Raw genomic sequence first — 23,740 nt, forward strand, 5'->3', positions numbered from 1 at the left:
ACATCGTGCAACGGCAGGCATTCCCTCCATCATTTCCGATTCCCATGTTCCCAGACCCTGATACTCCCACCCGACGCGTGGCCGGCCTGACCCGCGCGCTGCCTTTCATGCAGGCGCTGCACGGACAGACCGTCGTCATCGTCGACGGCGGTGCCGCGAGCGACGCCCACGCGCGCTCCGCCTTCGCACAGGATGTCGCGCTGCTCGCGCTCACCGGCATCCGTCCGATCGTGATCCAAAGCATCCCGACCGCGTCCGGCACGCAATCGGTCCACACCGTGCATGCGGCCATGACCGGCATCAATCATGAACTGGTGCGCCTGATCGGCAGCCACGGCGCCCGGGCGATCGGTGTCGACGGTCACGACGGCGGCTTGCTGGTTGCCTGCGCTGAACCCGACCACGCGAGCACAAGCGCGATCGCACGATTCGACAGCGCTGCGTTGAACGCGTTTCTCGACAATGGACTGGTGCCCGTCGTGATGCCGGTCGCACCGGACGACGCGGGCCACGACCGGCTGTTGCGCCCGGAACGGCTCGGCAGCCTGTTCGCGCAACGCACGGGCGCCGTCACGCTGGTGATGATGGTCGACAGTGCATGGCTGCGCGAACTCGGCGAGCTTGCCGGTCTGTACGGCATCGCGGAACTCGAGCAATGGCTCGCCGAACATCCAGCCGCCGACGCGGCGCCGTGCGTACGCGACGCGCTCGATGCGCTCGCGCACGGCGTGCAGAACGTCCATCTCGCCGATATCGGGCAACCCGAATCGCTGATCGATGAGCTGTTGACGGAGGAAGGATCGGGCGTGGTGTTCTGCCGGCGCGGCAACACCGATCTACTGTCGGAAATCCGCCGCTATTTCGCGGATTCGGCCAGTGTGCTGCGTGACGGCTTCAGCGTCGAGCAGAAGCCGGTCGTGCGTTTCTAACCGGGTAGCATAAAAACGCTTGCGGCGGCCCGCAAAGGCCGCCGCAAGCGGGCAACATCGACGTCAGCGCAACGAAAACATCAACGCCGCGCCGCCAGTCTCCTGACGACGCTCACCAGCGCATCGACTTCATCGCACGTGTTGTAGAACGCGAGCGACGGCCGCACCGTGGCCTCGAGCCCGAAACGCCGCAGGATCGGTTGCGCGCAGTGATGCCCCGAGCGCACCGCGATGCCCTCTTCGTTCAGCGCCTGCCCGACCTCCTCGGTTTCATAGCCCTTCAGCACGAACGACAGCACGCTCGCCTTGTCGCGCGCGGTACCGACGAGCCGCACGCCCGGCACCGGCGCGAGCACGCTCGTTGCATACGCAAGCAGATCGTGCTCGTAGCGCGCGATGTTCTCGATGCCGATGCGGTTCACATAGTCGAGCGCCGCGCCGAGCCCCACCGCATCCGCGATGTTGCCGGTGCCGGCTTCGAAGCGGTTCGGCGGCGGCTGGAACACCGTGCGCTCGAACGTCACGTCCGCGATCATGTTGCCGCCCCCTTGCCACGGCGGCATGTCGTCGAGGATCGCGCGCTTGCCGTACACGACGCCGATCCCGGTCGGCCCGTAGATCTTGTGTCCGGAGAACACGAAGAAATCCGCATCGAGCGCCTGCACGTCCACACGCATGTGCGAGATCGACTGCGCACCGTCGACGAGCGCCTTCGCGCCCGCGCGATGCGCGAGTTCGACGATCTCCTTCACCGGCACGACCGTGCCGAGCGCGTTCGACACCTGCGTGACGGACACGATCTTCGTGCGATCGTTGAGCAGCTTCCGGTATTCGTCGAGCAGCACCTGCCCCGAATCGTCGACCGGAATTACACGCAGCTTCGCGCCCTTGACCGCGGCAAGCTGCTGCCACGGCACGATGTTCGCGTGATGCTCGAGATGCGACACGACGATCTCGTCACCTTCGCCGACGTTCTGCACGCCCCACGTCTTCGCGATCAGGTTGATCGCCTCGGTCGTGCCGCGCACGAACACGATCTCGTCCGGCGACGATGCGCCGATGAAGCGCTGCACCGTTTCCCGCGCATGCTCGTACGCATCCGTCGCGCGGCCGGCCAGTGCATGCGCCGCGCGGTGGATGTTCGAGTTCTCGTGTGCGTAGAAGTATGCGAGGCGGTCGATCACGGCCTGCGGCTTGTGCGTCGTCGCCGCGTTGTCGAACCAGACGAGCTGCTTGCCGTTCACGCGCTCCTGAAGGATCGGGAAATCGCGGCGGATCGCGTTCACGTCGAACGGCGGATGCGCGCCGCGATACAGCTGGCTTTGCGGCTCGGCTGCGTGCGCGTCGTCGATGAAATACCGCGGCACATCCGCGCCCGATGCGCCCGATGCGCCCGATGCACGCGACACCGGCACGTCGCGACGCACGGCGAGCAGTTCGCGCAGCGCGTCGTCGTCCGGCAACCCGAACGCTTCCGGCGACGCCAGCCCGTTCGACGGCACGACGATGTCCTGCGGCGTCGCCTGCCAGCCTTGCAGCGAACCGTCGGTGAAGTAGTACGGCGACGTCTTCGCCGCGCTTTCCGGTGCCGGCGTATTCACCTGCGGCACGCCGAGCGCCGCGCCGCCGACACGCGGTTCGAGCGCGGGCGCGATCGACACCGCGTTGTCGGGCAGCCCGTTCTGCGCGGCCGCATGCGGCGCGAGCGCGGGTGCGCGGTTGCCGAGCGACAGCACGTGCGTCGGCGCGGACGGCGCGAGGTTCGCGCCCGGTACCTTGCCTTGCGGCAACGCAAGACCCGGCACGCCGGTGCCCGCGCCGCCCGGGCCCGCGAGCGGCGAGCCGCCCGGCACCGGGTTGCTCACCGCCGCGAGAATCGGCGCCGCGGCCGGCAAGGCCGACGGCACGCCGCCAACCGCACCGCTGCCGGCCGACAGCCCGGGCGCGGTGGCCTGCCCGGGCGGCGTCGCGAAGAACTCGGACGCGAGCCGCGCGAGCGTCGCCGGGTCGGGCAAGCCGGCCGGCAGCGGCGCATGCGGCAACGCGTGCGCGTCGCCGCCGGCCAGGCCGGGATTAACGGTAGGTGTCGGGATAGTCATGGAACTTGGCGATTTCGACGTCATCGAGGACAGCCAGCGCATCCGGAGAATGGATCGCGAGCGAGCAATACAGCGAGATCAGGTACGACGCGATCGCCTGGTTGTTGATCCCCATGAAGCGCACCGACAGGCCCGGCCCCTGCTCGCCCGCGACGCCCGGCTGATACAGGCCGACGACGCCCTGGCGCTTGTCGCCGACGCGCAGCAGCAGGATCTTGGTCTTGCCGTCCGCGACCGGCACCTTGTCCGACGGAATCAGCGGAATGCCGCGCCACGTGAGGAACTGCGAGCCGAACAGGCTGACCGTCGGCGGCGGCACGCCGCGCCGCGTGCATTCACGGCCGAACGCGGCGATCGCGAGCGGGTGCGTGAGGAAGAATGCCGGCTCCTTCCACACCTTCGTCAGCAGCTCGTCGAGATCGTCCGGCGTCGGCGCGCCCGTCAGCGGGAAGATCCGCTGTTCGTCGGTCACGTTCGCGAGCAGCCCGTAATCGGGATTGTTGATCAGCTGGCTTTCCTGCAGTTCCTTGATCGTCTCGATCGTCAGGCGCAGCTGTTCCTTGATCTGGTCATGAGGACTACTGTAAAGATCGGAGATCCGCGTATGCACGTCGAGCACCGTGCTCACCGCGTTCAGGAAGTATTCGCGCGGCTGTTCCTCGTACGGCACGAAGGTCTGCGGCAGCACGCTTTCGTCCTCGAGCTGCGTGCACGCGGCGCGCACCGCTTCCGGGTTCTTCACCTGGTTCAGGCGGTAGATGCCGGCCTCGACCGGCACCCATTGCAGCAGATGGGTCAGCCAGCGCGGCGTGATCGTGGAAAGCTGCGGGACGGTCTTGGTAGCGTTCGCTAGTTGGCGGGCGGCGTGATCGCTCAGCGCGGCCGTGCCGCTTGCAACGGTCGACATGTGTGGCTCCGGGTTCTTAAGATGAAAAACGGGATTGCTTATGACGCTGGGTGATTATCGGAAGCACGCCCCTGCCGGCTCAACATGCTATAGCCGTCAGGTCGTGCACCCGAAAGGGGAAAACGATGGGGGGCGGCCTCAGGTGACGTACGCGCTCGGCAGTAGCGTCGAGATCGACACGTCGAATGCGCGCGCGATCTTGTCGGCCGTGACGATCGATGCGATCGCCTCGCCGCGCTCGATCTCGCCGACATACGAGCGGTTCAGCCCCGCGTGCTCGGCCAGTTGCTCCTGCGACCACGTGCGCGCTTCGCGCAGCTTGCGCACGGTGGCGCCGAAGTGATGGATGAGGTCGCTCATCGCGCCTCCTAGGCGACGCGCGCCGCCGTGCGCGGCGCGGCGTTCGCTTCGCTGCGCAGCACGGCCTGCGTGACGTTTTCGCCGGCCGGCACGTCCTGCGTGAGCCACACGTTGCCGCCGATCACCGCGCCGCGCCCGATCGTCACGCGGCCGAGAATCGTTGCGCCCGCATAGATCACCACGTCGTCCTCGACGATTGGATGGCGCGCGAGCCCTTTCTCCAGATGGCCGTCCGCATCGCGCGGGAAGCGCTTCGCGCCGAGCGTGACGGCCTGATACACGCGCACGCGCTCGCCGATGATCGCCGTCTCGCCGATCACGACGCCCGTGCCGTGGTCGATGAAGAACCCCGCGCCGATGCGCGCGCCCGGATGGATGTCGATGCCGGTTTCCGCATGCGCTTGCTCGGCGATGATCCGCGCGAGCAGCGGCAGGCCGAGCCCGTACAGCTCGTGCGCGAGCCGGTGGTGGATCATCGCGAGGATGCCCGGATAGCACAGCAGCACCTCGTCGACGCTGCCCGCCGCCGGATCGCCGTGGAAGGCCGCGAGCACGTCGCTGTCGAGCAGGCGGCGAATCTCCGGCAAGCGTGCGGCGAACGCCTGCACGGCCTTCGACGCGACTTCGCCGAGGTTGTCTACCGGCCCGTCGGCGTTACGCTGGCGCGCCGCGTAACGCAATTCGAGCGTCACCTGCGTGAGCAGCGCGTTCAGCGCCGCGTCGAGCGCGTGAGCCACGTGGAAGTTCTCGCTTTCCTGCCGCAGGTCGGGGGGCCCGAGCCGCATCGGGAACAGCACCCCCTTCAGCGCGCCGACGATCTGCGCGAGCGCCTCGCGCGCCGGCAAATCGCGCCCGCCCGGTTCGAGCGAGCGCCGCTGTTTTTCGCGCCATGCGCGGCGCACCGTCTGCAGCGATTGAACGATGTCGTCGATATCGAATGCGGCCATGCTGCTTTCTCCCCGTAACGGCCGTGAATCAATCCTGCGCCCACGGCAGGCCGCGAAAGCGCCAGCCGTTGTGGCCGCCGCGATGCTGCCGCTCGTCGAGGTCGCCCTCGAAGCCTTCGAGCACATTGAACACCTGCGTGAAACCACCCTTCGTGGCAGCCTCGGCCGCCTGCGCCGAGCGGTTGCCGCTGCGGCACAGCAGCAGCACGACCGCATCCTTGCCGGTCTTCGCTTCCAGTTCGCGCACGAAGCGCGGGTTGCGCGTCAGGCTCGTACCGGTCGCCCACGGCACGTGCAGCGACTCCGGCACGTAACCGACGAATTTCCGTTCCTCGGCCGTGCGCACGTCGACCAGCACTGCGTCGCCCGCCGTGAACAACGCCCACGCGGCTTCCGGCGCAACGCCGCCCGCGTAGGGCGTGCCGGCCGCCACGGCCGTTGTGCGCGCGTCTTCCAGCGCCTGCTGGGCGGCGGTTCGTTCTTCCAGTTCAACCGTCATGACACTTCCTTGTATTCTCAGATTCGTATGAACAAAGACACCGGGAATGCGGCTGTTGCAGCTTGCGTGCTGTCTATAGCCGTCAGCGCCACTATGCGAGTGCGGTCGGGGAAGCAGAACCAATAAAAATTCATTTCCTAATCAGCGCCGCGGGGAATGCAATAGCAGACGCGCGCTATCGATGCGCGGTCGCTGGCGAGATGGCAATGGAGGACGGGGGCCGTTCGATGTCGTGCATCGAAGGGATTTGAAAGGAAGCGAGAGAGACGATCGGCGCGGCATGCGGCGCGTCGTCATGGAGTCCGAAATGGAACGGATCACGCGATGCACCGACGAAGCCACCGCGCCTCGCCGATGCACGTGTTCTTCAGTACGTCACACCACCGGGTCGACCACCGTAACCGGCGCGCCACGCGCCTCGATATCGCGCCCCGCGAGCAGACACAGATCCTCGCGATGATGCGTGGCGACCACCTGCACGCCCACCGGCACGCCGTTCACGATCGACGTCGTGACGGCCAGCCCCGGCAGCCCCATCGCGGGCAGCGCGCGCAACGTGAGCTGCGCTTCCCATACGCGCTCGAACCCGTCCGGCCCTTGCCGGTCGAGATCGTCCAGAAACGGCAGTTCCGACGAAACCGGCAGCAGCAACACCGGATATTCATCGAAAAACAGCCGCCACTCGCGCGTCAACGTCGTGCGTCGGACCAGCGCGCGGCTGATCACGTCGGCCGGCAGATCGCACACCTTGCCGCGCACGGCGGCGATCACCGCAGCCGCGCCCGGATCACCATCCTGCTCGACTGAGTTCGCCAGCGCGTCGAAGCCATCGCCGAGCCACAGCTGTTCCTGCAGCAGCGCGGCCTCGCGCATCGGCGGCGTATCGTCGATCTCGTCGACGGTCCAGCCGGCATCGACGAGCCGGCGCGCGGCATCGCGCAACGCGGTCTCGACTTCGGGCACGACCTCCAGGCCGCGCGGACGCACGCACAGCGCCGCGCGCCTCGGCACCTCACGCCCGTCGAACGGCACCGCGACGTGCCACGGATCGCGCGGGTCCGGTGCGGAGAACGCCCGCAGCGCAAGCGAAAGATCGTCGATCGTGCGCGCGATCGGCCCGGCCGCCGACATCAGTTGCGCGCCGATCGCCCGCTCGGGCGACGACGCATTGAATGCCGGCACGCGACCGAGCGACGGCCGGATTCCATGCACGCCGCACGCATAGGCCGGGTAGCGCACCGAGCCGCCGATGTCGGTGCCGACCGCGAGCGGTCCGATCCCGGCTGCGACGGCCGCCGCCGCGCCGCCGCTCGATCCGCCCGGCGTCAGCGACGCATTGCGCGGATTGCGCGTATGACCATGCACGCGATTCGACGTGAACCAGCGCAGTGCGAACGTCGGCGAATTGGTGCGGCCGAGCAGCACTCCGCCGGCCTTGCGGATGTTGGCGACCACCGGGCTGTCGGCCGGCGCGATCAGGTTTTCCTGCAGGCGCGTGCCGTTGGTCGTCGCAAAGCCGGCCTGATCGACGTTGATCTTCACGGTGACGGGTACGCCCGCGAGCGGCCCCGGATCGTCGCCGCGCGCGATCGCGCGATCGACTTCGTCGGCCTGTCGCCGCACGTCGTCGGGGCGGTGTTCGACCACCGCGTTGATCGCCGGATTCACCGCATCGAGACGATCGAGCACGGCGTCCGCCACTTCGCGCGCGGACACGTCACGCTGCCGCACGCGTTTCGCGAGTTCGGTCGCCGGCAGTTGCCAGAGTTCGGTCATGACTTCTCCTGCTGAAAAGACATCACAATCACGCGCGGCGCCGCGCTTCGTCACGAAAGCGCGGCGCCGCATTCGCTCACTGCGTATCCTGCTTCGCGCGCTCGGCGGCGGCGATGATCGCGTCGGCCACGGCCTTCGGCTGGCTCAGCATCGCGACGTGGCTCGCGTTCACGCGCGCGACCGTCGCGCCGATCCGCTTCGCCATCGCTTCCTGCAGCGTCGGATCGATCATCCGGTCGTGCGTCGCGACGACGAACGTCGACGGCTTCGCATGCCATGCGGCTTGCGCGACCTTCTCCGAGATGCACCCGCTATACCACGGCCCCTGGGTCGCGGCAACGATGCGCTGCTGCGCGGGCGGCAGATCCGGCGCGAAATCCTGTGCGATCGCCTTGTCCGACAGCCGCGCGAAACCGCCGGCGTCCTTGCGCAGTTCGCCAGCCCATGCCGGCGCCGGCAGCCCCTGCGTGACGTCGGCGATCGACTGGCCGTTGTCCGGCGCGAACGCCGCGACGTACACGAGCGACTTCACCTTGTCGTCGTTGCCCGCGTCGCTAATCACGACGCCCGCCCACGAGTGGCCGACCAGCACGACCGGCCCCTTCTGTTCGTCGATCGTACGCTTCGTCGCGGCCGCGTCGTCGGCAAGCGAGCTCAGCGGGTTCTGCACCGACACCACGTGCAGCCCGCGCGCCTCGAGCAGCGGAATCACGCGGTTCCAGCTCGACCCGTCGGCAAATGCGCCGTGCACGAGCACGACGTTGGTGCCCTTCAGGTCTTCCTTCGGCGCGGCCTGCGCCGCGACCGCACCGAACAGTCCGCCGATCATCGCGGCGGATACCAGAACGCGTTTCATCAAACCGGCCATCGTCATGCTCCCTTCCTTATCGTGTCGTTGAAATAAAGTGCTGCCCGAGCAGCCGCGCGTGCATGCGGCAAGCGCGGCGCCCGATCACGAATGCGCGTACAGGTCGTCGGCGGCGTAGCGTGCGGCGCGCGACGGCGCGGCACCGCGATGGCCGGCCGGCGTCGACGCATCGGCCACGTTGTCGCCTTGCGACTTCGACGGGCCATTCTGGTCGGAACGCGCGACCTGCTCGGCAGCCGCGACGGCGTTCTCCGCGGCGGCGATGTCGTCCGGATAGTGCGCTTCGCTGCCGGCCGGGTTGTAGCCGGCCTTCTCGAGACGGATGAGGTCGGCGCGCACTTCAGCACGCGTGAGGCTGTGGCCGGTATCGGCGAACGACAGCGCGGGGGCGGCGGCGAGGACGGCAACGGCGAGGATTCGAGCGGCTTTCATGAAGGTTCTCCTTGAACGAAGTTGAGGTGTCGAGCACTGGGCATCCGGTGCGAACGCCTGGCACCGAACGTTTGCTGCATGTCGACAGTAGAACCCGCGCACGTATCCGGCATGTTTCCGGAACCGGGCTTTCTGCATGCCAGTTTTTCAGGAACGGCCGCAGATACAGTGCGATACACACCGGCCACGCAACGCACCACGAAAAAAGGCGTGCCTCGCCGGGCACGCCTTTCCATCCGCTTCACGCTCACGCGTCACGTCACGGTGCGAGCCGCGTGAACACGTAATCGTGGTTCTTGACCCGCGCCTGATGGCACGCAAAGCACGTCTGATGCTGGCCGATATCGGCCGGCACGCCGTTGATGAAGCGCCCGAACCCCCAGCCGCCCGTCGCCGCATAGCGACGCGAGTCCTTCACCATGACCTGCACGGTCGTCGCCTGGCCGGGCACCGTCGCGGGCGCGAACTCGTCGGACTGCTTGCGCTTGTACGCGAGCTTCACGAGGATCGTGCCGTCCGGGAACGGCAGCGTCGCTTTTTCGAGCGCACGCATCGCAACCGGATTGCCGAGCACCACGCGCAACTCGTCGAGCGGTGCGGCCTCTTCGGCCGGCGCGACCATTTCCCACTTCCGGTAGCCGGGCGGAATCGTCACGCCGTAAATCGGCGATGCGGCCGCGGCCGGCTTCGACTGTTCCGCGAACGCGGCCGGGCCGCTCGCCGACCACGCGCCGGCCAGCAGCACGCCCGCGACGAACGCGCGGCGCGCGCCGCGCCGCCATCCCCCCACGCGGGCCCGCATCACAGATGCTCCACTTGCAGGATCGCATCGGCGAAGGCCTGCGGCGCTTCCTGCGGCAGGTTATGGCCGATGCCGCCGGTAATGGTCCGGTGCTGGTACTTGCCGGTGAACTTCTTCGCGTACGCGGCCGGGGCCGGATGCGGCGCGCCGTTCGCGTCGCCTTCCATCGTGATCGTCGGCACGGCGATCGAAGGCCCGGCCGCGAGACGCCGCTCGATGTCGTCGTATTTCGCTTCGCCCTGCGCGAGCCCGAGACGCCAGCGATAGTTGTGGATCACGACGGCCACGTGATCGGGATTCTGAAACGATGCGGCCGAGCGCGCGTAGGTCTCGTCGGAGAACTGCCACTTCGGCGACGCGAGTTGCCAGATCAGCTTGTTGAACGCGTCGCGGTTCTGCGCGTAGCCGAGTTCGCCGCGCTCGGTCGAGAAGTAGAACTGATACCACCACTGCAGTTCGGCCTGCGGCGGCAGCGGCTTGGCATTCGCCGCCTGGCTGCCGATCAGGTAGCCGCTCACCGACACCAGCGCCTTCACGCGCTGCGGCCACAGCGCCGCGATGACGTCAGCCGTGCGCGCGCCCCAGTCGTAGCCGCCGAATATCGCGTGGTCGATCTTCAGCGCATCCATCAGCGCGACGATGTCGACGGCCGTCACCGCCTGCTGGCCGTTGCGCACCGTGTCGGCCGAGCGGAACGTCGTCGAGCCGTAGCCGCGCAGATACGGCACGATCACGCGATAGCCGGCCGCGACGAGCAGCGGCGCGACGTCCGCGTAGCTGTAGATGTCGTACGGCCAGCCGTGCAGCAGGAATACGACCGGGCCTTGCTTCGGGCCGAGATCCGCATAACCGACGTTGAGCACGCCCGCATCGATCTGGTGGATCGTACCCAGCGACGCGACGCCGGCCGGGCGCTTCGCCGCCGATGCATCGGGCGCCGACTGCGCATGCGCGAGCGCGCTGAAGCCGAGGTCGGCCAGGCTCAGGCTTGCCAGCGTGGTGCCCAGGAGCAGGCGGCGGCGGGTGTTCACGGTATCGGTCATGACTCGTTCTCCATTGTCGATCGCTAAGAAAGAGGCCCGCGGCACGTGCGGGCAATCGGGTGTCGTCGGTCGCGGCGGCAGCGGATGGCGCCGCGCCGCCGTGTGAATTGCTTCACCGGTTTTATATCCGAACCATCCGGAGGCTTTGTATCTCAACGTATCCGTGTGCGAACACGACACACAGCGATTCAAAAATCGCGATAAAAACGACGTTTCGGCGCGGCCGCGCGGCAGAAACGAAAACGGGCCGCGCACCAGGCCGGCCCGTATTCACTGCGCTTACTACGCCGCTTACGCGCGCCGCAACGGCCGGAACCCCGCACGCACTTCGCGCGCAAACAGTTCCGGTTCTTCCCATGCCGCGAAGTGCCCGCCCTTGTCGACTTCGTTGAAGTAGATCAGGTTGTGATAGCTGCGCTCGGCCCAGCTGCGCGGCGCCTGGTAGATCTCGCCGGGAAACACCGTGATCGCGGCCGGCAGCGAGATATCCACCGCGTTGAAGTTGTTCGAGTGATCCTCCCAGTAGATCTGCGCGGACGACGTCGCGGTGTTCGTCAGCCAGTACAGCGAGATGTCGTCGAGGATCTCGTCGCGCGGAATCGAGCGTTCGGGCACGCCGCCGCTATACGTCCACTGCGAGATCTTGTCGTACATCCACGCAGCCTGCCCGGACGGCGAATCGGCAAGCGCATAGCCGACCGTCTGCGGCCGCGTGACCATCATCGCCGAGTAGCCGCAATTGTCGCGATAGAACGTCGCGAGCTTCTCGTACGCGGCCTTCTCCTTCGGCGTCAACGAAGCCGGCGCGGGCGCATCGATCTCGAGCAGCGTCGCGATATCCGGCGGCACCGTCGCCGGCATGTTCACGTGAATCCCGGCCAGACCCTGCACGCGCTGCATCGCCATCCGGTGCGAGATCACCGAGCCGCAGTCGCCGCCCTGCGACACGAAACGCGTATAGCCGAGCCGCGCCATCAACTCGCCCCACGCTCGCGCGATGTGGTCGGAGCCCCAGCCGGTCTTCGTCGGCCGGCCCGAGAAACCGAAGCCCGGCAGCGACGGCACGACGACGTGGAACGCATCGTCCGCGCTCGCGCCATGCGCGGTCGGGTCGGTCAGCGGGCCGATCGCCTTCAGCAGCTCGAAGATCGAGCCGGGCCAGCCGTGCGTCATGATCATCGGCATCGCGTTTGCGTGCCGCGACCGCACGTGAATGAAATGAATGTCGAGCCCGTCGATTTCGGTGATGAACATCGGGAAACCGTTCAGGCGCGCCTCGCCCTTGCGCCAGTCGTAGTCGGTGCCCCAGTAGCGCAGCAGCGCCTGCATGCGCTCGAGCCGCACGCCCTGCGATTCGTCGACGACGGTCTCGCGGCCCGGCCAGCGCGTCGCGACGATACGACGACGCAGATCGACCACGGCTTCATCGGGGATGTGGGCGGTGAACGGGCGTATGCCGCTCGCGCCGGTGGCCGCATGCAGCGCGGTGGGCAGCATCGCCGAGACCCCGGCGGCCACGGAAGTGGCCAGCAGGTGGCGACGCATCGGGGAAAACGGTGTGGAGGACATCGTTCGGCATCTCCTTTCGTGAAATGGAAAGTGAACATGCCGCGGGGGATCGCGCTCAGGCTTTCAATCCGGCGTGCCCATGTCACGCGGCGTCGCCCATTTGAAAGGTCGGATGTATCCCGAATTTGTCTGATTTGTACGCGTTTGTAGCTGCTGCGCGGCGAGCAGCGCTTGCGCGGCCGCTCGCCGGTGTCGCGCTCAGAGCGCGTTGACGATCGCGCCGTCGACGCGAATGTTCTGCCCGGTGATGTAGCCCGCGCCGTCCGACAGCAGGAACGCGACTGTCTTCGCGATCTCGCCGGTCTTGCCGAAGCGGCCGGCCGGAATGCGCGCGACGATCTGCGGCGTTTCCGGCCAGCTGTCGATGAAGCCCGGCAGCACCGCGTTCATCCGGATGTTCTCGGCCGCATAGCGTTCCGCGTACAGCCGCGTCCATGCGCTCAGCGCCGCGCGCAGCGCCGACGACACGGGCATCGGCTGCTCGGGTGCGTCCGCCGCGAAGCTCGAGATATTGACCACCGCGCCGCCGCCCTGCTTCTGGAAGATCGGCGTCACGCGGCGCATCACGCGCACCACGTTCAGCAGGATCAGATCGAGCCCCGTGTGCCAGTTGTCGTCGGTGATCGCCAGCAGCTCGCCCTTCGGCGGATGGCCGGTGTTGTTCACGACCGCATCGATCCGGCCGTAGCGCTCGACCGTTTCCTGCACGAGCCGGTCGATATCGGCCTCTTCGGTCACCGAGCCCTTGATGCCGAAACCGCCGAGTTCGTCGCCAAGCGCCACCGCGCTGCCCGACGGCGACATCAGCGCGACGCGATAGCCCGTCGCCGCCAGTTCGCGCGCGATCGCCGCGCCCATGCCCTTGCCCGCCGCCGTGATCAACGCCACTTTTTCTACAGTCACGATCCGCTCCTCATTCTCATTCTGCCGCCGCGCAGCCGCCATTCGGCGCGCCATGGTGGTAATGTAGGCGCATCGCTTCCCACTGTCGAACCAGTATTTCTGCCGCCAGCCGATAGTTTTTCTACAGCCTGACGATGCCGCCACGTCCTTCCCGCCTGCCACCGCTGAATGCGCTTCGCGCGTTCGAAGTGTCCGCGCGGCACCTCAATTTCCGCGCGGCCGCCGACGAGATCGGCGTCACGCAGGGTGCCGTCGCGCAGCAGGTGCGCCACCTCGAGGACGTGCTCGGCCTGAAGCTGTTCGAGCGCCTGCCGCGCGGCCTCTCGCTCACGCACGACGGCGCCGCGTATTTCTCCGACGTGCAGCGCGCGCTGCACGCGATCGCCGACGCGACCGACAAGCTCGTGAAGCGGCGCGCCGCGCTGACGATCAGCACGACGCCGTCGTTCGCGTCGAAGTGGCTGATTCCGCGGCTCGCGCAGTTCACCGACGCGCATCCCGACTACGACGTGCGCGTGATCGCCGACCCGCAGATCGCGACGTTCCGCCATGACGGCGTCGATCTCGCGATCCGCTACGGCAAGCCGCCGTTCGGCAAGCATCTCGCCACCCATGCGCTGTTCCCGCTCGACGTGTGCGCGGTGTGCAGCCCGTCGGTGCTGACCGCGCCGGCTTCGCCGCGCGCGCTCGCCGGGCAGGTGCTGCTGCACGACGCGCACGACCTGTGGCCCGAGTTCCTCGCCGCGATGCCCGAACCGGTCGACGTCGATCCGCACAAGGGGCTGCGCTTCAACCAGACGTCGCTCGCGATCGATGCGGCCGTCGCCGGCCAGGGCATCGCGCTCGCGACCGAGCCTTTGGTCGAACGCGATATCGCAGCAGGCCGGCTGTGCAAGCCGTTCGATTTCGCGTTTCCGCTGTCGGTGGGGTTCTATCTCGTGTATCCAGCCGAGCGTCGCGACGACGACGCGATCGCGGTGATGCGCGAGTGGATGATCCAGGCCGCGTCGGACGGGCGGCCTTGAGTGGATCGAGCGCGCTTGACCAGCGTCAAGGCGCGATCCAGCGGGCTTCGTAGTCGCTTTCGTTCAGGTCGAATACCGCGCGGCGATGGCCGGCGTGCGCGAGTTCGAGCCAGTCGATGCGCGTGATCGTCATGTGGATCAGGCAGAAGTTGTCGTAGCCGTCGCCGGTTGAGGCGGCGTCGTTGATATGCGCGTCTTCCGGTGAGGAGATCGGCGTGCCGGGCGGCAACGGCGCGCGATACAGCAGCAGCGTATGCGGGCGGCTCGATGCCCAGATCGCGCGCCGTTGCGCTTCGTCGTCGCAGATCGACGCGACGCCTTCCGCGCGAATCTGCACAAGCGCGTCGAGATCGTTCGCGACGATCGAGATGCGCGGATCGCGACGCAACTCCGCGACCTTCTCCGAACGCGCGTCGGTATGAAACGACAGCACGTTCGCGGTGCGGCTCACCTGACGCAATACGATCGTCCGGACCTTCGGCGCGCCATCGAGGCCGAGCGTCGCCGCCTGCAGCATCGTGAACGGCGAACGCTGTACGCTCACGCCGGATTCGAGGCAGGACCAGACGCGGTCGTAGGTTTGCGCGAGCGATTCGGAGGTCGAGTCGGACATGAGGCGGCGGCGATCGTCGGTGTTTCGATCGCGCAAGCTTAACCGTTTGTGTCGGCGACGGCTCGCATCGGATGCGCCGCAGCCGCCGTTGTGCCGCTCAGTTGTAGCCGAGCACGACCGGCGCCGCATCGCCGGCATCGGTCGCCGGCTCCGCGCCGAAGCGGCCGAGCACGTCGACCACATACTGCGGCCCGGCGCTGATCTGCGACGACGGATGCTTTGCCGGCCGGTTGTCGCCGGTGTTCGCAGCCGCGCCCACCGCGGCCGTTTCGTTGATGGTGTTATTCATGTCGGTGTCTCCTCACGCGGCCCGCGCCGCACCATACGCGCGCACGAGACGCGCGACGCCTTCCCGGATCGCATCGACGTCCGGCGCGGCGAACGACAGGCGAAGCGACGCCGCATCGACGTTGTCCGCGAAGAACGCCTTGCCGGGTACGAACACGATCTTGTTGGCAATCGCCTGTTGCAGCAACCCGTCCGACGATACCGCGCCGAGCCGCGCCCACACGAACATCCCGCCTTCGGGACGATGGAATTCGATCGCATCGCCGAAGCCGTCGCGCAGCGCATCGCACATCGCGTCGCATTTGCGACGGTACGCGGCCGTGATGCGCGGCAGATGGCGTTCGAGCGCGCCGTCCGCCAGATATTCGGCGGCGGTGGCCTGCGTCCACGGCGCGCTGCACAGGTCGACCGTCTGCTTCGCGATCACGCAGCGCCGCGCGATTTCGGCCGGCGCGATCGTCCAGCCCACGCGCAGCCCCGGCGCGACGATCTTCGACAGGCTCGCGAAATGCACGAGCCAGTCGCGCGCGCCATCCACCTCGCCGGCCAGCGCGAGCATCGACGGCACGGCTTCGCCCGCGAAACGCAGGTCGCCGTACGGATCGTCCTCGATGATCAGGAAGCGGTATTGCACCGCGAGACGCAGCAGCTTCAGCCGGCGTTCGCGCGTCAGTGTCGCGCCCGTCGGGTTCGCGAAAGTCGGGACCGTGTAGAGCAGCTTCGGCTGCGCGATCGCGCCGGACGCGAGTTGTTCGGCCAGACGATCGACGTCGACGCCTTCGCCGTCGACCGGAATCGTCACGATGCGCGCCTGTTGCAAACGCATCGCCTGCAGCGTGGCCGGGTACGCCGGTTGTTCGGTCAGCACGACGTCGCCGGGCGACACCATCACGCGCAGCAGCAGGTCGAGACCTTGCTGCGAGCCGGTCGTGACGAGCAGTTCGGCCGGCGTGCACGCGACGCCGCGACGCGCCATCAGCGCGATCAGTTGCTGCTTCAGTTCGGCGAGGCCGTCGGTCGGGCCGTATTGCAGACAGCGGATGGGCTGCCCATACGCACGTTCGGCCGCCGCGTTCAGGCCGTCGACGTCGAACAGGTCGCTGGCCGGATAGCCGCCCGCGAAGGAAATCATGCCCGGTTCGGACAGGTACTTGAACAACTCGCGGATCGGCGAGCCGGCGGGGTTTTGGAATGAGGGCGTGAACGCGTACATGTCGTCGTGTGCAGGTGGGCGCGGACGGCCGGGATAGCCGTCGAGCGCCGGCCGCCAAGGCGCTTCTGGCGTCGCGGCGGTGAATTCGAGCCACGATTGTCGATAGTCATTAAGGGCTCGGCAAACGATATCTATGCACTAGGTCTTGCGGTTTGGTCATTACATCGCGGTTGGGCGGGTGTTGGCGGCGCGTGGGGGTGCGAGGTTCGGGGGCGGTTCGTCGAACGGGTGTTTGATTCGGGCGATTGTTTCGCCGGGGGTGGTCACGGCGATCACCGCTGCTTTCTTGGCTTGGGTGGTTCGGCGAGAATCGTGGGTGGCGCCGCTTCAACGCAACGACCGCCCGGGCGGCGGGACCATTCTCAGCGAATCCAAATCGGAAATTTTGCCGCGACCCAATCGAACGTGGTGGGTGGCAGCGAGATCGACCTTTCACTGTCGTCCTCATCCGATGCGTCGAAATAAACCAACTTGTTCTTACGGATGATGGTCGAGTCCTCACCCGGCCGGCCGTCCCAAAAAACGAAAAATAGTCGCGTAGCAAGCGTCGAGCCATGTGCCTCGCTGACGACGAGTTTGACCTGCTCATTCTGATCACCCAAAAAACCATTGCTGCGGACACCGCTTCCGCAGATGTTGACGATGTAGGTTATGCCGTCGACCTGTTTGACACCACCATTCATCTTGACGTTGTAGTTGAAGCGCTGACAATCGGTACGGTCAATCATGATTCCGCGATAGCCTACCAAGTAGACGAATGCGAAAAAAACGAGTGTGACGATCGCGGCGCCTGCGCGCTTCGCTCGGCTGAAACGGTTGAAATTTCTGACGAGCCGGTACACGTAGAACCCGAAGATGATCGACGTGATGCCGAAGATCGCCAGCTTCGTATGCACGAGCGCGAAAATCGTGATCGCGTTATGCACATCAACCGGCACAAACGTCCACCCGATATCGACTACCAGGTATATGGCGATCACGGACAAGACTACTTTGAGGATGGTCACGAGTAGATAGCACCTCTGAATGAATCGGCGCCAAAATAATCGATACCCTTGCAAGTCCGCAATAGCAATGAAAACAACTGTTAAATCAGTTCGAGTGCGCGAAAGCCGTGAAGCTTGGGATAATTCTCAAGGGGATAATTGGATACGAAGATCTGTCACGAGTCGCCCCAAGATTCCTGGCTTGGGTACCAGACTAGGACAGACATTGCTGAGCGCCGTCACGACGGCCGCTCATGGCTGAATCTGACAAAACAAGGGGCGGCCGTGGCCGCCCACAAGTTGCAATCAATCACCCACCCACACCCCGATTCGCCTCAATCACCGTCAACGCAGCCATATTCACGATCCGCCGCACGGTAGCGCTCGAAGTAAGGATATTCACGGGAGCGTTCACGCCCAACAGGAAAGGCCCCACCGCCACATTACTCCCCGCCTCGGTCTTGAGCAGGTTGTACGCGATATTCCCCGCATCCACATTCGGACAAACCAGCAAATTCGCCGCCCCCTTCAACGGCGACATCGGCAGCAGCTTTGCCCGCAGCCCTTCATCGAGCGCGCAGTCGCCATGCATCTCGCCATCCGCTTCGATATCCGGCGCCTGTTCCCGCACGATCTCCAGCGCCCGGCGCATCTTCACGCCCGAAGCCGCACTCCCCGACCCAAAGTTCGACCGCGACAACAGCGCGACCTTCGGCGTCAGGTTCAGCCATTCCATCTGCCGCGCCGCCGCGATCGTGAATTCCGCGATCTGCTCCGCATCGGGGTTGTCGTTCACGTGCGTATCCACCAGCGCGACCGTTCGCTGATCGAGCAACAGGATGTTCATTGCCGCGTAGGTCGACGCACCCGGTTTCTTGCCGATCACTTCGTCCACGAACCGCAGGTGATTGTGATACTCGCCCACCGTCCCGCAGATCATCCCGTCCGCGTCGCCGAGCTGCACCATCATCGCGCCGATCAGCGTCAGGCGGCGGCGCATTTCCACGCGCGCCATTTCCTTCGAAATACCGTCGCGGCAGCGCAGCTCCCAATACTTCGTCCAGTACTGCGGGAAACGCTCGTCATATTCGGGATTGGTCACTTCGACATCCTGACCGAGTCGCAAGCGCAGCCCAAATCGCTCGATGCGCGCGAGCAGCACCTCCGGACGCCCGACCAGAATCGGCCGCGCAAGCTTCTCGTCGACGATCACCTGCACCGCACGCAGCACCCGCTCGTCCTCGCCTTCGGTGAACACGATCCGCGCCTTGCCGCCGTCACGCACGAGCTGGCGCGCGGTCGCGAACAGCGGCTTCATGAACGCGCCCGAGTGATAGACGAATTGCTGCAACTGCTCGACGTACGCGTCGAGATTCGCGAGCGGACGCGTCGCCACGCCGCCTTCCATCGCCGCCTTCGCGACGGCCGGCGCGATCCGTACGATCAGGCGCGGGTCGAACGGCTTCGGAATCAGGTATTGCGGGCCGAACGACACGTCGTACGCGCCATAGGCCGCCGCGACGACTTCGTTCTGCTCTTCCTCGGCGAGCCCGGCGATTGCGTGCACCGCGGCAATTTCCATCTCGCGCGTGATCGTCGTCGCGCCCACGTCCAGCGCGCCGCGGAAAATGTACGGGAAGCACAGCACGTTGTTGACCTGGTTCGGATAATCCGAGCGGCCCGTCGCGATCACGACATCGTCGCGGGTCTCATGCGCCAGTTCCGGGAAGATTTCCGGCGTCGGGTTGGCCAGCGCGAGAATCAGCGGACGCGCCGCCATCTGCTTGAGCATCTCCGCCGTGAGGATGCCGCCGACCGACAGCCCCAGGAACACATCCGCGCCGCCGATCACTTCGGCGAGCTTGCGCGCCTCGGTTTCCTGCGCGAAGCGCGACTTGGCCGGGTCCATCAGCGTGGTACGGCCGCGATAGACGACGCCCTCGATGTCGGTCACCCACACGTTTTCCACCGGCAGCCCGAGGTCGACCAGCAGGTCCAGACACGCCAGCGCGGCCGCACCGGCGCCGGACGTCACGACCTTCACTTCCTTGATGGATTTCCCGACGACCTTCAGCCCGTTGATGAACGCGGCGGACACCGTAATGGCCGTGCCATGCTGATCGTCGTGAAAGACGGGAATCTTCATGCGTTCGCGCAGCTTCTGCTCGACGGTGAAGCATTCCGGCGCCTTGATGTCCTCGAGATTGATGCCGCCGAACGTCGGTTCGAGGCCGGCGATGATGTCGACCAGCTTGTCCGGGTCGGCCTCGTTGATCTCGATGTCGAACACGTCGATTCCGGCGAATTTCTTGAACAGGACGGCCTTGCCCTCCATCACCGGCTTCGATGCGAGCGGGCCGATGTTGCCGAGACCCAGCACGGCGGTGCCGTTCGTGATCACGCCCACGAGGTTGCCGCGGCTCGTGAAGCGGTGGGCCTGCAGCGGATCGGCGGCGATCGACTCGCACACGCTCGCCACGCCGGGCGTATAGGCCAGCGCCAGATCGCGCTGCGTCACCAGCGGCTTGCTCGCCACGACCGAGATTTTCCCGGGGGTGGGAAACTCGTGATAGTCGAACGCGGCCTGCTGCTGTGTCTCTGTCTGTTTCATGTTGTGGTCCCGGCGTGGGCGCCAGGCCAGTCCCGGCGCGATCCATGAAGGTGATTCTAGGGATCCGCCATAACGTGACGATTTTGTTTTAGTATCGGTCCATCATTTTTTCATGATGAATACATGACTAGTCAATGAATTTTGACGCAAACGACGTGGTCAGGCGGCTGGGCGCGCGTCTGAAGATTCGGCATCTGGTGTTGTTGCTGCAGATCCAGCAGCACGGATCGCTGACGCGCGTCGCCGAGCACATGGCGAGCAGCCAGCCGGCCGTGACGAACGCGCTGTCCGAGCTGGAGAGCATGTTCGGCACGCCGCTGTTCGAACGCTCGTCGCGCGGCATGCGGCCCACCGCGCTCGGCGCGGTCGTGCTCGAACGGGCGAAGGCGATGATCAAGGATCTCGACCACCTCGCCCGCGAGATGGAGACCGTCGCCGCCGGGCATGCGGCCCATCTGCACATCGGCGTGATTCCGTTCATCTCCGGCCAGATGCTGTCGGCCGCGCTGAAGCGGCTGCAAGCGCGCATGGAGCGGCGCCTGACCGTAACGATTCACGAAGGCACCAGCGATCAGTTGCTGCTGCAACTCCGCGATCACAGCGTCGACATCGTGATCGGGCGCGCGTCGTCGGCGATCGACCTCGGGCAGGTTTCGTTCGAAGTGCTGTACCAGCAGCAGCCGCGCATGATCGCGAGCCGGCGGCTGGCGGCCAAGCTCGCCCGCACGCCGCTGGACTGGCACAAGCTGCACGCGCTCGACTGGATTCTCGGCGCGCCGCATACGCCGATGCGCGAACAGGTGACCGACCTGTTCCTGTCGGCCGGCATCGCGCCGCCCGTGCCAATCGTCGAAAGCTACTCGTCGAAGCTGATCGGCGAAATGATCGCGTCGAGCGACGAGGCCGTGTCGATCGTGCCGGCCGATATCGCGGAGGAACTGGTGCGGATCGCCGGCGTGGCGATCGTGCCTTATTCGCTGGTGTGGACGTTGCCGCCGATCGCGCTGTTCACGCGCTCCGCCGATTCGCAATCGCCCGCGCGCGATCTGCTCGTCGACGCGCTACGCGCGGTATGCAAGGAAACGTACGGAGAAGTGCAGCGATAGCGGCGTTATTTGCCGGCAGCAAGGCGCCGCAGGATTTCCGGACGCTCGGCGCTCAGCACGTGGTCCGCACCCTCGCCCCTGTCGTAGCGTTTGCTCGTGCGGTAGGAAAAGCGCTTCGCGTATTGATTGGCGGCGGGATCGAACATCCACGCGTCGATGTCGAAGAAGTGCTGACCGAAATGATCCTCGTCCTTGCCCCACACGTAGTCGGCCCGGACGAACAGCGGATACGGCGACACCTCCGGCAAGTTCCACATCGCGCGGTCGGCCATTTCCGTTTCGGTGACGATCGGCATCAGGTTCTCGATCTTGCCAGTCGCGCCGACCCGCAGCACGGCCACGCGCTCCAGCATCCCGCTGCCGCCACCCGAGAACATCCCCGAGAAGAATACCCACGAGCCGCCCGACGCAATCGGCAACCGCTCGGACCGTGGATTCAGGCCGAACTGGTACAGCTCCTTCGAGGAATGAGGAAGCGGCGCCGGCGGCATCTCGAAGCACGGCGCACGGTCGGGCAGCACGCAGAGCTTCACGCCGGAAAGCGGAAGCCCGTCGCCGTCGAGCTTGCCTTCCGTCTGAGTGAAGCGCGGGAATGCCGTTTCGCGGGGCGCTGCTTGAACGCAGGCGATGCCGACGAGCGCCATGCTCGAGATCGCCGCGAGCGTTTTACCGATCCAGCGCATCACGCCTCCGCCCGATGACACACCGCCTCGATATTGTGTCCATCCGGCCCGATGATGAACGCCGCGTAGTAGTTCGCGTGATAATGCGGCCGCAGCCCGGGCGCGCCATTGTCTTTCCCGCCGGCCTCCAGCGCCGCGCGATGGAATGCATCGACTTGCTGCCGCGTGTCGGCCGCGAACGCGATGTGGAGAGGCGCCGGCTTCTCGTCGGTCGGGAACAGACACAGCGAAGACTTGCTGGGCAGACCGATCTCGATCCCGTACGACGGGTCGCTTTCCCCGACGATTTCGGCGCCCAGCGGTTCGAGTGCCTTGAGGAAAAACGCCCTGCTGGCGGCGTAGTCGCTGACGCCGAATTTGACGTGGTCAAACATGAGTTCCCTCCCGGATGAATGGGCGTGCACGCTCGTGTGCGGGACGGTCAGATGGTTCGGTCCCGACGAATCGGACAGATGATACGGGAATGGCGATGGTCGATGCCGATCTACGATCGCGCAACGCGCCGGTATTCTATGCGCCCTCGCGCACGCCGAAGCAGTCGTCTGCGGCGACTCAGGTCACGGTAGCAAACACCGGCTGGTTCCTGACGCTCTCACGCGCCAGCATTCTCGCGTACCAGGCTCGAAGCGCTTCGCATTCCTCGGGCACTGGCAGCTTCACGAGCATCGCAAAGATCAAACCACCGATGACGGTGATGTCGGCCATCGAGAACGTTTCGCCCGCAACATGCGGTTGCCGTTGCAGAATGGCATCGAAGTAGCGCATGCCCCTCAACGCCTTGTCGCGTTGACGGAATCCCCACTCCGGATTTTGATACGTCTCCACGTCGGGCCCCAGCCCCGGCGTGCCGTGATGGAAATAGACGCTGATCGCGTCGAGCAGTTCCAACTCGGCGCGCTTGCTCATCATGTGGATGATGCCCTTTTCGCGTGGCGTGCTGCCGGTGAGCACGGGTACGCCATCGAGCGTGTCGAGGTACTCCGTAATGGCCGTGCACTCGGCAATGCAGGTGCCATCATCGAGTTCAAGCACCGGCAACGTACCCGAATAATTCTTGCCGGCGATGAACTCGGGCTTTTTATGCTCGCCCTTGTAAAGATCGACCATCACGAACTGGACGCGCGATTGCAGCCCCTTTTCGGCCAGCGCGATGCGCACGCGTGTCGGATAGGGCCCTGTCGGGAAATCGTGGATCTTCATCATGGGCAGTTGGGCTGTGTCGAAGTCGACGTTACTGGCAGTCATTGCAGGGGCGCTCCGTAGTCGGTTGCAGGGGATCGGACGACGCGAAAACACGTCGCTCCACGAATCTACCTAACGTTTGTTAGGTTAACCATATAAGGTAGAATCCGGAGTGTCAACACCCATTTCCCGTGCGCGGAGACCGAAGCTGTGACGAACGACGCGAGCTCGAACTCGAGAGAAAGAATTCTGGAAGCCGCCACGAGGCTCGCGCAGACGCACGGCTACGGCGGCTTGAATTACCGGGATCTCGCCAGCGAGGTGGGCATCAAGGCCGCGAGCATCTACCACCACTTCGACAGCAAGGCCGATCTCGGCGCTGCGGTAGCGAGGCGTTATTGCGAGGATGCAGCGGCGGCGCTGGACGACATGCTGGCCCGATCGCGCGATCCGCTGGACTGCCTGCGCCGCTATCCGGATACCTTCCGCAAGGCGCTCGAGACCGGCAACCGCCTGTGTCTTTGCAGCTTCATGGCGGCCGAAACCGACGATCTGCCGGAAGTCGTGATGAAAGAAGTCCTGGCCTTCGCCGACGTGAACGTGGCGTGGTTGAGCAAGGTTCTATCCACAGCGGCGGTGGTCAGTGCCCGGGAGAGCAAACAGCGGGCGCGGGCAATCTTCGCCGCCATCGCCGGCGCTCAGCTCATCGCGCGGAGTCGCGCCGATCTCTCGCTCTATGACGCGCTGATCGACAATTATCGTAAAGCGGGGCTTTTGCCGGCGTAGCAGGGTAACGGTGACGCGGCTTCGGATGATGTCGAACGTTCGCGAATGCATGATGTTCGATCGTGTGACCCCGACTGACGTGGATTCCGTCGCCGATGTTTGCTGCCGGACCG

The 23,740-nt window shown here is 65.9% G+C and carries 24 protein-coding genes; 4 read left to right on the top strand and 20 right to left on the bottom strand.

The annotated features are described in order from the left end of the window. The first annotated feature begins 44 nt into the window (after positions 1-44). Entirely contained in the window at positions 45-929 is an 885-nt protein-coding gene (locus KR541_RS18440) for an amino acid kinase family protein (protein WP_216089706.1), read from the top strand. Positions 930-1,009: 80 nt separating this feature from the next. Here KR541_RS18440 and KR541_RS18445 read toward each other — a convergent pair whose 3' ends face one another. The 12 genes from KR541_RS18445 to KR541_RS18500 all read right to left on the bottom strand — a co-directional run bounded on the left by KR541_RS18445 (position 1,010) and on the right by KR541_RS18500 (position 13,134). Further along, complete coding sequence (locus KR541_RS18445; RefSeq protein ID WP_050017250.1) at positions 1,010-3,028, bottom strand: family 2A encapsulin nanocompartment cargo protein cysteine desulfurase; 2,019 nt, start codon at positions 3,026-3,028, stop codon at positions 1,010-1,012. Continuing rightward, positions 3,003-3,935, bottom strand: coding sequence for a family 2A encapsulin nanocompartment shell protein (locus KR541_RS18450; protein WP_050017251.1), 933 nt, complete (start codon positions 3,933-3,935; stop codon positions 3,003-3,005). Before KR541_RS18450 ends, KR541_RS18445 begins: the two co-directional genes overlap by 26 nt. A 138-nt stretch (positions 3,936-4,073) precedes the next feature. Beyond that, positions 4,074-4,295, bottom strand: coding sequence for a helix-turn-helix domain-containing protein (locus tag KR541_RS18455; protein WP_050017252.1), 222 nt, complete (start codon positions 4,293-4,295; stop codon positions 4,074-4,076). Between the two features lie 8 nt (positions 4,296-4,303). Continuing rightward, entirely contained in the window at positions 4,304-5,242 is a 939-nt protein-coding gene (epsC, locus tag KR541_RS18460) for a serine O-acetyltransferase EpsC (RefSeq protein ID WP_050017253.1), read from the bottom strand. Positions 5,243-5,270: 28 nt separating this feature from the next. Further along, positions 5,271-5,741 (bottom strand): rhodanese-like domain-containing protein, encoded by a 471-nt coding sequence (locus KR541_RS18465; protein WP_050017254.1) that lies wholly within the window; start codon positions 5,739-5,741, stop codon positions 5,271-5,273. Positions 5,742-6,116: 375 nt separating this feature from the next. Continuing rightward, complete coding sequence (locus KR541_RS18470; RefSeq protein ID WP_050017255.1) at positions 6,117-7,517, bottom strand: amidase family protein; 1,401 nt, start codon at positions 7,515-7,517, stop codon at positions 6,117-6,119. A gap of 76 nt (positions 7,518-7,593) precedes the next feature. After that, positions 7,594-8,385, bottom strand: a complete 792-nt coding sequence (locus KR541_RS18475) for an alpha/beta fold hydrolase (RefSeq protein WP_050017286.1) — start codon at positions 8,383-8,385, stop codon at positions 7,594-7,596. An 84-nt stretch (positions 8,386-8,469) separates the two neighbouring features. Next, positions 8,470-8,817, bottom strand: coding sequence for a DUF4148 domain-containing protein (locus KR541_RS18480; RefSeq protein ID WP_050017256.1), 348 nt, complete (start codon positions 8,815-8,817; stop codon positions 8,470-8,472). Between the two features lie 259 nt (positions 8,818-9,076). After that, entirely contained in the window at positions 9,077-9,619 is a 543-nt protein-coding gene (locus KR541_RS18485; RefSeq protein WP_050017257.1) for a cytochrome P460 family protein, read from the bottom strand. Next, positions 9,619-10,662: an alpha/beta fold hydrolase gene (locus KR541_RS18490; RefSeq protein ID WP_216089707.1), complete on the bottom strand. Its 1,044-nt coding sequence runs from the start codon at positions 10,660-10,662 to the stop codon at positions 9,619-9,621. The genes KR541_RS18485 and KR541_RS18490 overlap by 1 nt, the downstream gene beginning before the upstream one ends. Positions 10,663-10,953: 291 nt before the next feature. Continuing rightward, positions 10,954-12,231 (bottom strand): epoxide hydrolase family protein, encoded by a 1,278-nt coding sequence (locus tag KR541_RS18495; RefSeq protein ID WP_050017259.1) that lies wholly within the window; start codon positions 12,229-12,231, stop codon positions 10,954-10,956. A 198-nt stretch (positions 12,232-12,429) separates the two neighbouring features. Then, positions 12,430-13,134, bottom strand: coding sequence for an SDR family oxidoreductase (locus KR541_RS18500; protein ID WP_050017287.1), 705 nt, complete (start codon positions 13,132-13,134; stop codon positions 12,430-12,432). Positions 13,135-13,268: 134 nt separating this feature from the next. Here KR541_RS18500 and gcvA point away from each other — a divergent pair, with 134 nt between their 5' ends. Continuing rightward, positions 13,269-14,159 carry a transcriptional regulator GcvA gene (gene gcvA / locus KR541_RS18505; protein ID WP_216089708.1) on the top strand — a complete coding sequence of 297 codons (891 nt, stop codon included), beginning with the start codon at positions 13,269-13,271 and terminating at the stop codon, positions 14,157-14,159. A gap of 25 nt (positions 14,160-14,184) precedes the next feature. Here the strand turns inward: gcvA and KR541_RS18510 are convergent, their stop codons facing one another. From KR541_RS18510 to KR541_RS18530, 5 genes are all read right to left on the bottom strand, one after another. Further along, positions 14,185-14,772 (bottom strand): pyridoxamine 5'-phosphate oxidase family protein, encoded by a 588-nt coding sequence (locus tag KR541_RS18510; RefSeq protein WP_216089709.1) that lies wholly within the window; start codon positions 14,770-14,772, stop codon positions 14,185-14,187. A gap of 97 nt (positions 14,773-14,869) precedes the next feature. After that, positions 14,870-15,061 (bottom strand): hypothetical protein, encoded by a 192-nt coding sequence (locus KR541_RS18515; protein ID WP_050017262.1) that lies wholly within the window; start codon positions 15,059-15,061, stop codon positions 14,870-14,872. Between the two features lie 12 nt (positions 15,062-15,073). After that, the gene (locus KR541_RS18520) at positions 15,074-16,273 is read right to left on the bottom strand and encodes an aminotransferase-like domain-containing protein (protein ID WP_050017263.1); all 1,200 of its coding nucleotides are present in this window, start codon (positions 16,271-16,273) and stop codon (positions 15,074-15,076) included. A gap of 362 nt (positions 16,274-16,635) precedes the next feature. Beyond that, positions 16,636-17,280 carry a hypothetical protein gene (locus tag KR541_RS18525; protein WP_235356295.1) on the bottom strand — a complete coding sequence of 215 codons (645 nt, stop codon included), beginning with the start codon at positions 17,278-17,280 and terminating at the stop codon, positions 16,636-16,638. A 289-nt stretch (positions 17,281-17,569) separates the two neighbouring features. Then, on the bottom strand, positions 17,570-19,870 hold the full coding sequence (locus tag KR541_RS18530; RefSeq protein WP_050017264.1) for an NADP-dependent malic enzyme: 2,301 nt from the start codon (positions 19,868-19,870) through the stop codon (positions 17,570-17,572). Positions 19,871-20,004: 134 nt separating this feature from the next. Between KR541_RS18530 and KR541_RS18535 the strand changes: the two genes are divergently transcribed. Further along, positions 20,005-20,976, top strand: a complete 972-nt coding sequence (locus KR541_RS18535) for a LysR substrate-binding domain-containing protein (protein WP_050017265.1) — start codon at positions 20,005-20,007, stop codon at positions 20,974-20,976. A gap of 5 nt (positions 20,977-20,981) precedes the next feature. Here the strand turns inward: KR541_RS18535 and KR541_RS18540 are convergent, their stop codons facing one another. From KR541_RS18540 to KR541_RS18550, 3 genes are all read right to left on the bottom strand, one after another. After that, a complete protein-coding gene (locus tag KR541_RS18540; protein ID WP_216089710.1) occupies positions 20,982-21,659 on the bottom strand; it encodes a hypothetical protein in 678 nt (225 codons plus the stop codon). Next, the gene (locus KR541_RS18545; protein ID WP_124630879.1) at positions 21,659-22,033 is read right to left on the bottom strand and encodes a VOC family protein; all 375 of its coding nucleotides are present in this window, start codon (positions 22,031-22,033) and stop codon (positions 21,659-21,661) included. Before KR541_RS18545 ends, KR541_RS18540 begins: the two co-directional genes overlap by 1 nt. A gap of 178 nt (positions 22,034-22,211) precedes the next feature. Continuing rightward, on the bottom strand, positions 22,212-22,904 hold the full coding sequence (locus KR541_RS18550) for a glutathione S-transferase (protein WP_050017268.1): 693 nt from the start codon (positions 22,902-22,904) through the stop codon (positions 22,212-22,214). Between the two features lie 147 nt (positions 22,905-23,051). On the opposite strand from KR541_RS18550, the gene KR541_RS18555 reads away from it, so the two are divergent. Then, complete coding sequence (locus KR541_RS18555) at positions 23,052-23,627, top strand: TetR/AcrR family transcriptional regulator (protein WP_050017269.1); 576 nt, start codon at positions 23,052-23,054, stop codon at positions 23,625-23,627. Positions 23,628-23,740: the final 113 nt, after the last annotated feature.

The sequence above is a fragment of the Burkholderia sola genome, from assembly GCF_905400185.1.
GTDB lineage: Bacteria > Pseudomonadota > Gammaproteobacteria > Burkholderiales > Burkholderiaceae > Burkholderia > Burkholderia sola.

What these genes read in the sequence shown, in the direction of transcription:
- KR541_RS18440 (WP_216089706.1), top strand. Translation starts at nt 45, where the DNA reads ATGTTCCCAGACCCTGATACTCCCACCCGACGCGTGGCCGGCCTGACC.
- KR541_RS18445 (WP_050017250.1), bottom strand. Translation starts at nt 3,028, where the DNA reads ATGACTATCCCGACACCTACCGTTAATCCCGGCCTGGCCGGCGGCGAC.
- KR541_RS18450 (WP_050017251.1), bottom strand. Translation starts at nt 3,935, where the DNA reads ATGTCGACCGTTGCAAGCGGCACGGCCGCGCTGAGCGATCACGCCGCC.
- KR541_RS18455 (WP_050017252.1), bottom strand. Translation starts at nt 4,295, where the DNA reads ATGAGCGACCTCATCCATCACTTCGGCGCCACCGTGCGCAAGCTGCGC.
- epsC (WP_050017253.1), bottom strand. Translation starts at nt 5,242, where the DNA reads ATGGCCGCATTCGATATCGACGACATCGTTCAATCGCTGCAGACGGTG.
- KR541_RS18465 (WP_050017254.1), bottom strand. Translation starts at nt 5,741, where the DNA reads ATGACGGTTGAACTGGAAGAACGAACCGCCGCCCAGCAGGCGCTGGAA.
- KR541_RS18470 (WP_050017255.1), bottom strand. Translation starts at nt 7,517, where the DNA reads ATGACCGAACTCTGGCAACTGCCGGCGACCGAACTCGCGAAACGCGTG.
- KR541_RS18475 (WP_050017286.1), bottom strand. Translation starts at nt 8,385, where the DNA reads ATGGCCGGTTTGATGAAACGCGTTCTGGTATCCGCCGCGATGATCGGC.
- KR541_RS18480 (WP_050017256.1), bottom strand. Translation starts at nt 8,817, where the DNA reads ATGAAAGCCGCTCGAATCCTCGCCGTTGCCGTCCTCGCCGCCGCCCCC.
- KR541_RS18485 (WP_050017257.1), bottom strand. Translation starts at nt 9,619, where the DNA reads ATGCGGGCCCGCGTGGGGGGATGGCGGCGCGGCGCGCGCCGCGCGTTC.
- KR541_RS18490 (WP_216089707.1), bottom strand. Translation starts at nt 10,662, where the DNA reads ATGACCGATACCGTGAACACCCGCCGCCGCCTGCTCCTGGGCACCACG.
- KR541_RS18495 (WP_050017259.1), bottom strand. Translation starts at nt 12,231, where the DNA reads ATGTCCTCCACACCGTTTTCCCCGATGCGTCGCCACCTGCTGGCCACT.
- gcvA (WP_216089708.1), top strand. Translation starts at nt 13,269, where the DNA reads ATGCCGCCACGTCCTTCCCGCCTGCCACCGCTGAATGCGCTTCGCGCG.
- KR541_RS18510 (WP_216089709.1), bottom strand. Translation starts at nt 14,772, where the DNA reads ATGTCCGACTCGACCTCCGAATCGCTCGCGCAAACCTACGACCGCGTC.
- KR541_RS18515 (WP_050017262.1), bottom strand. Translation starts at nt 15,061, where the DNA reads ATGAATAACACCATCAACGAAACGGCCGCGGTGGGCGCGGCTGCGAAC.
- KR541_RS18520 (WP_050017263.1), bottom strand. Translation starts at nt 16,273, where the DNA reads ATGTACGCGTTCACGCCCTCATTCCAAAACCCCGCCGGCTCGCCGATC.
- KR541_RS18530 (WP_050017264.1), bottom strand. Translation starts at nt 19,870, where the DNA reads ATGAAACAGACAGAGACACAGCAGCAGGCCGCGTTCGACTATCACGAG.
- KR541_RS18535 (WP_050017265.1), top strand. Translation starts at nt 20,005, where the DNA reads ATGAATTTTGACGCAAACGACGTGGTCAGGCGGCTGGGCGCGCGTCTG.
- KR541_RS18540 (WP_216089710.1), bottom strand. Translation starts at nt 21,659, where the DNA reads ATGCGCTGGATCGGTAAAACGCTCGCGGCGATCTCGAGCATGGCGCTC.
- KR541_RS18545 (WP_124630879.1), bottom strand. Translation starts at nt 22,033, where the DNA reads ATGTTTGACCACGTCAAATTCGGCGTCAGCGACTACGCCGCCAGCAGG.
- KR541_RS18550 (WP_050017268.1), bottom strand. Translation starts at nt 22,904, where the DNA reads ATGACTGCCAGTAACGTCGACTTCGACACAGCCCAACTGCCCATGATG.